This is a genomic window from Amycolatopsis sp. NPDC043885 (assembly GCF_056435685.1).
In genome coordinates, this window is sequence record NZ_JBWKEA010000023.1 from 134,280 (window position 1) to 143,993 (window position 9,714).

Sequence of the window (9,714 nt, forward strand, 5' to 3'; positions counted from 1 at the left end):
CGTTCGTCCCAACGTAGGAAGCTCCAGGTGCCCCGCCTAGTGGAGGAACCCGCTGCCGGACTGAAGGTTTTCCCTACCGAGTCACCGATATCGAGGAGGTCCGCGCGTGAGCGCGATCAACGATCAGCCCGCCACCACGCAGGCCAGGATGCTCGCCTCCGGCGAGTTGTCGGCGAGGGAACTGCTCGACGCCACACTCGATCGCGTCGCGGAGTTGAACCCGGTCCTGAACGCCGTCGTCAGCATCGACGAGGACAAGGCGCGGGCCGCCGCCGCGGCGGCCGACGAAGCGCAGGCGGCCGGGCGCTCGATCGGGCCCCTGCACGGGCTTCCGCTCGCGGTGAAGGATCTCCACGCGACCGCCGGGATGCGCACCACCTTCGGCTCGCCCGCGTTCGAGGACAACTTTCCCGACGCGGACGAACTCGTCGTCTCCCGGATGCGGGCGGCCGGGGCGATCGTCTTCGGGAAGACGAACGTTCCCGAGTTCGGCGCGGGTTCGCACACCTTCAACCCGGTGTTCGGCCTGACCCGCAACCCCTACGCGCCAGACCGCTCCGCGGGCGGTTCGAGCGGAGGTGCCGCGGCCGCGCTCGCGGCGGGGCTGACGTCGCTGGCCGACGGCAGCGACATGGGTGGATCGCTGCGGAATCCGGCCTCGTTCTGCAATGTCGTCGGCCACCGCCCGAGTCCGGGCCGAGTCCCGGCGTGGCCGGCGAAAGACGCCTGGTTCACCTTCGGCGTCCAAGGTCCGATGGGGCGTACGGTCGCCGACGCGGCCCTGCTGCTGTCCGTGCAGGCGGGCCCGGACGAGCGCGCGCCGCTGTCGTTGCCCGACTCCGGCACCGTGTTCGCCGCCGGATTGCCGACCCGGCTGGACGGCCTGCGGATCGCGGTCTCACCGGATCTGGGCGGCCGGGTGCCGGTCGACGCCGAGGTCGCGGCGATCGTGGAAGACCAGGTGGACGTGCTGCGCGGCCTCGGTGCCGAAGTCGTCTCCGGCTGTCCCGACCTGACCGGAGCCGAGGAGGTCTTCCAGACCTTCCGCGCCCTGAACTACGCGCAGGGGGTCGGTGACCTCGTCGACGCCGAACCGGACAAGGTCAAGCAGGCCATCCACTGGAATGTCGCGAAAGGACGCACGCTCACCGGCGTGGACGTCGCCAGGGCCATCCGGCTGCGCACCGAACTCTTCCACCGCGTCCGCGCCTATTTCTCCGATGTGGACGCCGTCGTTCTTCCCGCCAGCCAGGCACTTCCCTTCGATGCCGAACTGGAGTACCCGAAGACGGTGGGCGGGACCGAAGTGGACGACTACCTGCACTGGATGCGGGCGGCCTACCTGATCTCCGCCACGGAATGCCCGGCGACCGCCGTTCCGGCGGGATTCACCGGCGAAGGACTGCCGGTCGGGGTTCAGGTGGTCACCGCACGTCACGCCGACCTGCGCGCGCTCGGGATCGCGCACGCGCTGGAGAAGGCGAACGGTCACACCGCTCGCAGGCCGCCGCGTGGTGGTGCCAGCACTACCACGAGTCTTCCCTCACGTGGGATCGATCCGGACCCTCGCCGGCCGTAGGTTTCAGGGGAGAGATCACCACCGGTTAAGGGGAAACAATGAATTCAGGGGGCACTCGCGCCTTGACGCTGGAATCCGTGAGCAAGGTCTACGGATCCGGCGACGGCGCGGTCACGGCCTTGAACGGGGTGACCGTCGAGGTGCGCAAGGGCACGTTCACCGCGGTGATGGGGCCGTCGGGATCGGGCAAGAGCACCTTCCTGCACTGCGCGGCAGGGCTGGACAAGCCGAGTTCCGGCCGGGTGCTGCTGGGGGACACGGAACTGAACAGGCTGCGCGAGAAAGCGCTCACCGAACTGCGGCGGACCCGGATCGGGTTCATCTTCCAGGCCTACAACCTGTTGCCGTCGTTGAACGTCCTGCAGAACATCACGCTGCCGACGCGGCTGGCCGGGAAGAAGCCGGATCCGCAGTGGCTGCGTGAGATCGTCGAGGGAGTCGGGATCGCGAAGCGGCTCGAACACCGCCCGTCGGAACTCTCCGGCGGCCAGCAGCAGCGGGTCGCGATCGCCCGCGCGCTGATCACCCGGCCCGAGGTCGTCCTCGCCGACGAACCGACCGGGGCGCTGGACACGCGCACCGCGCGCCAGGTCCTCGATCTGCTCCGCTCCATTGTGGACGGTATGGGGCAGACCGTGCTGATGGTCACCCACGATCCGGTCGCGGCTTCGGCCGCGCACGGCGTGCTGTTCCTCGCCGACGGCAAGCTGGCGGGCCATCTCCCGGAGCCGACTCCGGAACGGGTCGCCGAGCGCATGACCCACCTCGGGGAGTGGTGACGTCATGTGGGATTTGGCTTGGCAGACGACGAAGACCCGCTTGAGCGGTTTCGTCGGCGCGTTCGTCGCGATCCTCTGTGGGACGGCGCTGGTCGCCGGTTGCGGCATCCTGATGGAATCCGGTCTGCGCGCGGGTGTCCCGACGCAGCGGTACGCGGACGCGGCGGTCGTCGTCGGCGGTCAGCAGACGGTCGACCCGCCGGGTGCCGGCCCGCTCGAGACCCAGCAGGTCGCCGAGCAGGCTTCGGTGCCGGTGAGCCTCGCCGGGACGATCGCCGCGGTGCCGGGGGTTCGCGGCGTGGTGGCGGAGCAGAGCTTCCCGGCCACCGTGGTGACGGCCGACGGCCGGGTGCTGAACGGGCCCGAAGGCGGCCAGTCGTTGGGCCACAACTGGGACGCCGCGGCGCTGGCGCCGTTCTCGCTGCGTGACGGCCAGGCGCCCGTGGGCGCCGACGAGGTCGTCCTGGACGCGGACCTGGCGTCGCGGAGCGGAGCGGCGGTCGGTCAGCGGGTGAAGATCGCCGTCCGTTCGGCGCCGGTGGAGTTCAGGGTTTCCGGTATCGCCGCCCCGAAGTCGGGTGACGGACTCACCCGGCAATCCGCGGTGTTCTTCTCACCGGAGAAAGCCGCCGAACTCGCCGGGACACCCGGCCAGGCGCACGCGATCGGTGTGCTGGCGGACCCGGGTGTCGCGCCGGGGGACCTAGCCGACCGGATCCGCGGCGCGGTCGGCACCGACAAGGTGACGGTGACGACCGGGGTCGAGCGCAGCACGGTCGAGTTCCTCGACGTCAGCCAGACCCGGATGCTGCTGATGGCGCTGGCCGGCTCGTTCGGTGGCTTCGCCCTCCTCATCGCGGTGTTCGTCGTGGCCAGCACGCTGGCGCTGGTCATCAACCAGCGTCGCCGGGAGTTCGCGTTGCTGCGGGCGATCGCGGCGACTCCTCAGCAGATCCGCAAGCTCATCGGTGCCGAGACGATGATCGTCGCGGTGGTCGCCGGGGTACTGGGCAGTGGCCTCGGGGTGGCGGTGGGTTTCGGGCTGAGGAACGCCTTCGGGGCCATCGGCGTGATCCCGCCCGACTTCGAACTGGCGCTCAGCCCGATCCCCCTCGTCGCCGCGCTGGCGCTCGGTCTCGGCACGGCACGCCTGGCCGCCTGGTCGGCCTCGCGGCGCCCGTCGTCGATCCGCCCGGTGGAGGCGCTCGGCGAGGCCGCGGTGGAGCGGCGTGAACTCGGCCGGGTGCGCGTCATCATCGGCTGCGCGCTGGTGGTGGCCGGTTTCGGCGGATCGATGGCCCCGATCTTCGTCCGTGGTGACGCGGGGCTCGCGGCTTCGGGTGGTTCGTCGCTGGTCATCGTGATCGGGCTGGCCGTGGTCAGCCCGAAGGTCGTCGCCGTCATGACGCGGCTGATCGCCCCGGTGCTCAACCGGACCTCGCGGATCAGCGGCTACCTGGCCGCGGCGAACAGCCAGGCCAACTCGCGCCGCCTCGCCGCCGCGGTGACGCCGGTGATGCTGGCCGTCTCGTTCGCGCTGACGATGTTCTACAGCCAGACCTCCGCGGCCGCCGCGCGACAGGAGGAGACCGTCGAGTCGACCACCGCCGACCACGTGCTCGCCGGGAGCACGGGCGGGCTCTCGCCGGAGGTCGCCGAGGCGGCGCGGCGGATCCCCGGGGTGGCCGCCGCGACCCCGGTCGTCCGCACCGAGGTGATCAACACGGTGCAGGAACAGGACAGCCTGCGCGTCGAGCGGTACGCGGCGCAAGGACTGGACGGCGCGCAGATCCGCGGGAACCTGGAGCTGGGCGTGGTGTCGGGCAAGATCACCGACTTGACCGGGAACACCGTCGCGATGAGCGAATCGGAAGCAGGCTGGTACGAGAAGAAGATCGGCGACGAGGTCGAGTTCTACTTCGGTGACGGCGCTCCGGCCAAGCTGCGGCTGGTCGCCACCTACAGCCGTGACCAGGCTTTCGGCCGTTACGTGCTGCCCGCGGACCTCGCCAGGGCGCACACCGGCGATCGGGTGGACGACTCGGTGCTGGTGCGGCAGGAGCCCGACGCGGACGCCGCCACCGTGACCGCCGCGCTGCAAGCTCTCGCGAGCCGCTACCCGGGACTGGTCGTGACGCCGGGTTCGGCGGTGGCGGCGCCCGCGGGCGGGCAGCAGCAGGCCCAGTTCTACGTGAACCTGGTCGCGGTCGGGGTGATCCTCGGCTACGTCGTGATCTCCGTGGCGAACACGCTGGTGATGAGCACGGCTCAGCGCTCCCGGGAGTTCGCGCTCCTGCGCCTGATCGGCACGACGAAACGCCAGGTGGTGCGGATGATGCGCTTCGAAGCGCTGACGACGGCCGGCGTCGCGGCGCTGCTGGGGACCGTGGTGGCGGGGGTTCCGCTGGTACTGCTGAACCTCGGTCTGCGCGGCACCCCGCTGCCGTCCGGCACGATCACCGTCTTCGGCGGGGTCGTCGCCGGGGCGATCCTGCTCGGCGTCCTGTCGCTCGGCCTGGCCACCCGCGTGGCGCTGCGGTCGAAGCCGATCGAGGCGATCGGTCTCCGCGAGTAGCGCGTCCCCGTCGTCCGGTCAGCCCTCAGCGGCGGGCCGGACGGCGGGGATCTTCCCGCCGCGGAAGGCGTCGACGAACAACCGGTGGTCGTCCCTTGACTGCTCGGCGTAGGCCATCGCGAACTCGGTCAGCGAGCGGACGAATTCGTCTTCACGGTCACCGATGACCCCGGCGATGGCCGCTTCGCTCTGGAAATCGACGAGGGTCTGCTCGGAGTCCGAATCGGACACACAGTGCATCTTCGCGGTGGCCCGGCCGAGGTAGTCGAGGACCGGCCCCATCTCCGACGGTTCGGTCAGATCCGACCAGTCCAGGTCGTCGACGTAAGGTGACAGCTCCGAGACGACGAACCCGGTCCCGTCGATCTCCGTGTAGCCCAGCCAGGGATCCGCGTGCGCCTGCAAGGCGCGCTGGGAGACGGCGGTACGGTGCCCCTCGTTGGTGAAGTAGCCGCGGATGCTCTGTTCGGACACGATACGGCTCGGCGCCGCGACGTTGCCCTGTTTCATCGACAGGACGACGTCGTTCTCCAGTGCCTGTGTCCGGCCTTCGACGAGGATGTTGTATGCGGGCAGCCCGGCTGAGCCGATGCCGAATCCGGTCCGGCCGACGATGTCCTTGACCCGGTAGGTGATGCTGCCGAACCGCTTGTTCTCCGGAATGGTGTCCAAATAGGACTCGAAGGCCCTGGCCGCGATCTCGTATTCGGCCTTCTCGAGGACCCGGACACCAGGCCCGTGCCGGAACCTGCGGTCGTAATCCTCCACAGTGGTCAGCTCGTCGAGCAGGTCGATCCGTGTCTTGAGCCGGGCCCTCAGCAGGACGTGGTGGAGGACGCCCTCGGTGCTGTCCAGCTGGAGCCGGACGAGTTCGTCGCCGGGCCGCTCGGCGTACTCGCGGACCTGTTCAACGTAGGCGCGCAGATAGGTGCTGATCAGCGTCTCGATGTCGTCGTCCGAGATCGCCTTGCTCCACGCCAGCAGCGCGACACTGGCGGCCAGTCGTTTGAGGTCCCAGGTGAAGCAGCCGAGGTAGGCCTCGTCGAAGTCGTTGACGTCGAACACCAGCGTCCCGGACGAATCCATGTAGCTGCCGAAGTTCTCGGCGTGCAGGTCGCCCTGGATCCACACACGGCTGGTTTCGGCGTTCGCCCACGGATCGTCCTCGTGCGCCATGTCCGCGTAGAACAGGCACGCCGAACCCCGGTAGAACGCGAAGGGGGCGGCGGCCATCTTCCGGAACTTGCGGCGGAACGCGTCGGCGTCCGCGCGCATGAGGTCCTCGAAGGCCTCCACCAGCACCTCGACGATCCGCGCCTGACGATCGTCCTCGCCTCGCTCGCGGATCAGCCCGACCACACCTGTCATCACGACCTCCAGACGTCGTTCACGGTGCCACAGGTCGGTTCGCCGGGCAGGTCAGATCTTCCGGAAACGCGCGTCCAGTAGCGCGAAGGCGCCGAACGCGGCGATCCCCGCCGCGAGCACGAGGAGCATCGGACCGCCGTACGGCTGGGCGGAGAGCGTCTTCAGCGCGGCGTCGAGGCCGCCCGCCTTGGCCGGGTCGAACGTGACCGCCGCGACGACCGTCAGCACGCCGATGGTGCCGTACGCGGCGGAGAGCGCGATCCAGCCGATCTGCCCGAGCCGGATCGTCGTGGTCCTGGCGGGCTCGGAGGCACCGCTGAAGTCGAGTTCCCGAGTGAAGGTCTTCCGGATACCACGCTGGGCGAGGAACACGGCCACCGCGACCACGGCGATCCCGGCGGCGGTGACCAGAACCGGTCCGTACGACTCCGCGAGGATCCCGGCGACGAGTGAGCCCTGCCCGTCGTCGGCGCCCGCGACGGCGATCTTCACCGCGCTGTAGGACACGAGGCCGTACAGCACGACCTCGATCCCGCTGACGATCCTGCGTACGGTCCGCCGTCGTGCCTTGACGTGCCGGTGCCCGGTGATCGCTTCGCTGAGCTGCCACAGCGCCAGGACGGCGAGACCAGCCGCGATCAGCCACAGCAGCCACGCGCCGCCCTCGGCGACCACCATCCGCAGTGCGCCCGCCTTGTCCGCCTTCGCCTTGTCGCCGAGCGCGACCTGTGCCGCGAGCCACGCGACGAGCAGGTGCACGACCGCGTAGCAGACGAGCCCGCCTCGGGCGATCAGGCCGAACGTCTTGCTGTCGCGCATCGGACGATCCTCGTCGAGCGGACCTCCGCCCGCCAGACCCGGCCGGAGGAACATGTCGGGCAGGTCACTCTTGATCTCCACCGAGGTCGAGGGTGAAGGCTCGGGTCCACCACCTGTTTCGAGGAGTGAACATGAGTGAGGACAAGGGCTTCTACTCGATCATCGAGTACGCGGTCGACGGACCGGACACCCAGGCGGCGTTGGTGGAGGCCTTCGCGGAGATCCAGGAGCGCTGGGTCCGGTTCTACCCTGGGTACCTCTCGGCCCGCTTCCACGCGAGTGTGGACGGGACGAGGGTCGTCAACGTCGTCAGCTGGGCGAGCGAGGCGGACTACCGGCATTTCGAGGAGACGTCGGACACCGCCGGACGGCTCGCGGCCATCCAAGCGGCGCTCGACGGCCTGCCGGGCGAGGTCGAGTCGCTGGTGAGCGCGAATCCGCGCTACCGCGTCGTCCGGGAGACCGGCCCCGGCCTGCGGGTCGGTGACTGACACAGGGCCGAAGGCCTCGGTCCGAAAAGAACAGGGTCACTCCGGGCCCGGCTGCCGCCGGGTGGTCCGGATCCGGCGATAGAGGGCTCGGATCCCGAAGGCCGCGAGCAGGCCGATGACGGCCAGCCCGAACGGCCGGAGCGTGACCGTCCACGGCCACGCTTCGCCGTCGAGCGTGAGGTGCTCGGTCCGGTACTCCAGCGTTCTGGCCGTCCACCGCGTGGTCGCGGTGTCCGTGGTGCGCACGAGGTCTTCGAGTACGGCGTCGAACGGGAACCCCGGCGCCGCGTGCAGATACACCGGCGAGAACCCGGGGTACCGATCGGCGGCGCGACTCGCGGCCGCGTCGGCGCCGGGCACGATCAACCGGTCGTGGTCGGCGGTCGCCGGCGTGCCACGCGGCGCGAAGGTCAGTCCGTGCCGGGACCGGATCGGCGTGCCGTCGAGGCCGACCGCCGTCGTCCCGACCGCCAGCGACTGCCCGTAGGTGTCGAACACCGCGGCGAGTTCCAGTTCCCGGATCCCGTTCGTCAGCAGGACACCCAGCATCGGCTTGTCCCAGCGGAACGCCGTGTTGAACCCGACCACGGTGTCCGCCGCATCGAAGCCGTTCTGCGTCATCGGCGGGCTGGGGCCGGGGGAGTAGTGGGTCCAGCCGACCGCATCCGCGGCCTTCCGCGCGGCTTCGGCGCCGGCGAAGCGCTCGGTGAGGTGGAGCGCCCCGTCGATGCCGGAGAGGATGCCGGCCGTGGTCACGATGTTCCCGTCGTCGACGTAGCGCGTGCCGCGAACCCAGTCCACGGCGGGGAATTCGTCCTCGAAGCCACCGATGCGGATCCAGTGCGCGGTGGCCTTCCTCCTGTCGAGGAGCCCGGCCGTGGCGAGCACACCCGAACCGTTGCAGACACTCATGAGCAGCGAGCCCCGCGCCGACTGACGCTTCAGCCAGTCGGTCACCGGCCGCGTGGTCGGCTCACCGAGATCCGGCAGCGCGGGCACCACCACGACGTCCGGCGCGGCGGACGAAAGCAGCCTGTCGAGATCGGCGAAACCCAGGTCGGGGATCAGGTCGAGGCCGCCGGTCAGGGTGACCGGCCGGACCTCCGGCGCGACGGTGTAGACGTTGAACGCATCGGTCGCCGCCAGGACCTCGTAGGGCGCGAGCGCGTCGGAGACGACGGCACCCTCGTTCCCCACGACGACCACCGCGGTGGGCTTCGCCGGATCGTGCGGCCGGTGGGCCGGGCGCGGCGCGACCCCGTCGGTTCTCTGTGTGTAGCGGTTTTCGAAGCTGGCGCCGAGGGTGACCGCGCCGAGTGTGACGGGCAGAGCCAGCGCGGCGACGGTGAACGCCAGCACGGTAAGCGTGATCCGGACGAAGGGTCGCATGGTCAGAGCCCGTACTCGGCGCGGCGGCGGATCATGGCGGCGAGCATCGCGGGCACCATCAGCACGTGCCCTGCCGTCATCAGGGTCGGACCCGAGACCAGGCCGGTCCAGAAGAACGGCAGGAACAGCACGTAGGGCAGGTACATCGCGGCCGACATCTCGGCGATCGAAGCCCAGCCGTGGCGCCGGATCCGCATCCACAGCGCCATCCCGATCGACATGTTCGTCGCCATCACCAGCGCGTTCACGGTCACGTTCCCGGCAAGGCCCGGCCACAGGAACGACCAGACCGGCTCCAGGACGATCATCCCGGCCACCATCGCGACCAGCATCTCCACGGCGTGGCGGATGAAGTGCAGGACGGCCTGCTTGCGGGTCTTCTGTTCAGTCGTGTGGTTCATTTCCGGCTCCCTCGGTCGATGCGATGGGAGCAATGTTCGGCCGAGACGGGGCACGGGAGCAGGTGCCGGAAGTCATGGGCGAGGTCATGTGACCGGTGTCCAGAGCACAACGCCGGCGCAGGGGGCTGTCGTGAGTGGCGATTCGGGTCAGGGCCAAGAGCGTCTTGGGTGCCTACTGGATCTGGCTGGGGCTGATCATGTGTCCGTGAAGGCCTCCATGCCTACCCTGAGGGTAGTGAAGGAGGCCTTCACGGACCTTCAGGGTCGCCGCTCTCGTCCCAGGTACACCAGCGGCCACAGCAGGCACAGCGGC

General features: G+C 69.8%; 8 protein-coding genes. 4 read left to right on the forward strand and 4 right to left on the reverse strand.

From position 1 onward, the window contains the following. Positions 1-106: 106 nt before the first annotated feature. From AC069I_RS39995 to AC069I_RS40005, 3 genes are read left to right on the forward strand one after another with little or no spacing between them, the layout of a single operon-like run. Positions 107-1,579, forward strand: coding sequence for an amidase (locus tag AC069I_RS39995; RefSeq protein WP_478267702.1), 1,473 nt, complete (start codon positions 107-109; stop codon positions 1,577-1,579). A 38-nt stretch (positions 1,580-1,617) separates the two neighbouring features. After that, a complete protein-coding gene (locus AC069I_RS40000; protein WP_478226151.1) occupies positions 1,618-2,358 on the forward strand; it encodes an ABC transporter ATP-binding protein in 741 nt (246 codons plus the stop codon). 4 nt (positions 2,359-2,362) lie between these two features. Further along, complete coding sequence (locus AC069I_RS40005) at positions 2,363-4,933, forward strand: FtsX-like permease family protein (RefSeq protein WP_478267703.1); 2,571 nt, start codon at positions 2,363-2,365, stop codon at positions 4,931-4,933. An 18-nt stretch (positions 4,934-4,951) separates the two neighbouring features. On the opposite strand, the gene AC069I_RS40010 is transcribed toward AC069I_RS40005, so the two are convergent. After that, complete coding sequence (locus tag AC069I_RS40010; protein WP_478267704.1) at positions 4,952-6,301, reverse strand: DUF2252 domain-containing protein; 1,350 nt, start codon at positions 6,299-6,301, stop codon at positions 4,952-4,954. Between the two features lie 51 nt (positions 6,302-6,352). Further along, the gene (locus AC069I_RS40015; protein ID WP_478226155.1) at positions 6,353-7,201 is read right to left on the reverse strand and encodes a DUF1206 domain-containing protein; all 849 of its coding nucleotides are present in this window, start codon (positions 7,199-7,201) and stop codon (positions 6,353-6,355) included. Positions 7,202-7,251: 50 nt separating this feature from the next. On the opposite strand from AC069I_RS40015, the gene AC069I_RS40020 reads away from it, so the two are divergent. Next, positions 7,252-7,611: an antibiotic biosynthesis monooxygenase family protein gene (locus tag AC069I_RS40020; RefSeq protein ID WP_478267705.1), complete on the forward strand. Its 360-nt coding sequence runs from the start codon at positions 7,252-7,254 to the stop codon at positions 7,609-7,611. A 36-nt stretch (positions 7,612-7,647) separates the two neighbouring features. Here the strand turns inward: AC069I_RS40020 and AC069I_RS40025 are convergent, their stop codons facing one another. Together AC069I_RS40025 and AC069I_RS40030 are read right to left on the reverse strand one after the other, a co-directional pair. After that, positions 7,648-9,000, reverse strand: a complete 1,353-nt coding sequence (locus AC069I_RS40025) for a DJ-1/PfpI family protein (protein ID WP_478226157.1) — start codon at positions 8,998-9,000, stop codon at positions 7,648-7,650. Positions 9,001-9,002: 2 nt separating this feature from the next. Next, on the reverse strand, positions 9,003-9,401 hold the full coding sequence (locus AC069I_RS40030) for a hypothetical protein (RefSeq protein WP_478226158.1): 399 nt from the start codon (positions 9,399-9,401) through the stop codon (positions 9,003-9,005). Positions 9,402-9,714 lie beyond the last annotated feature (313 nt).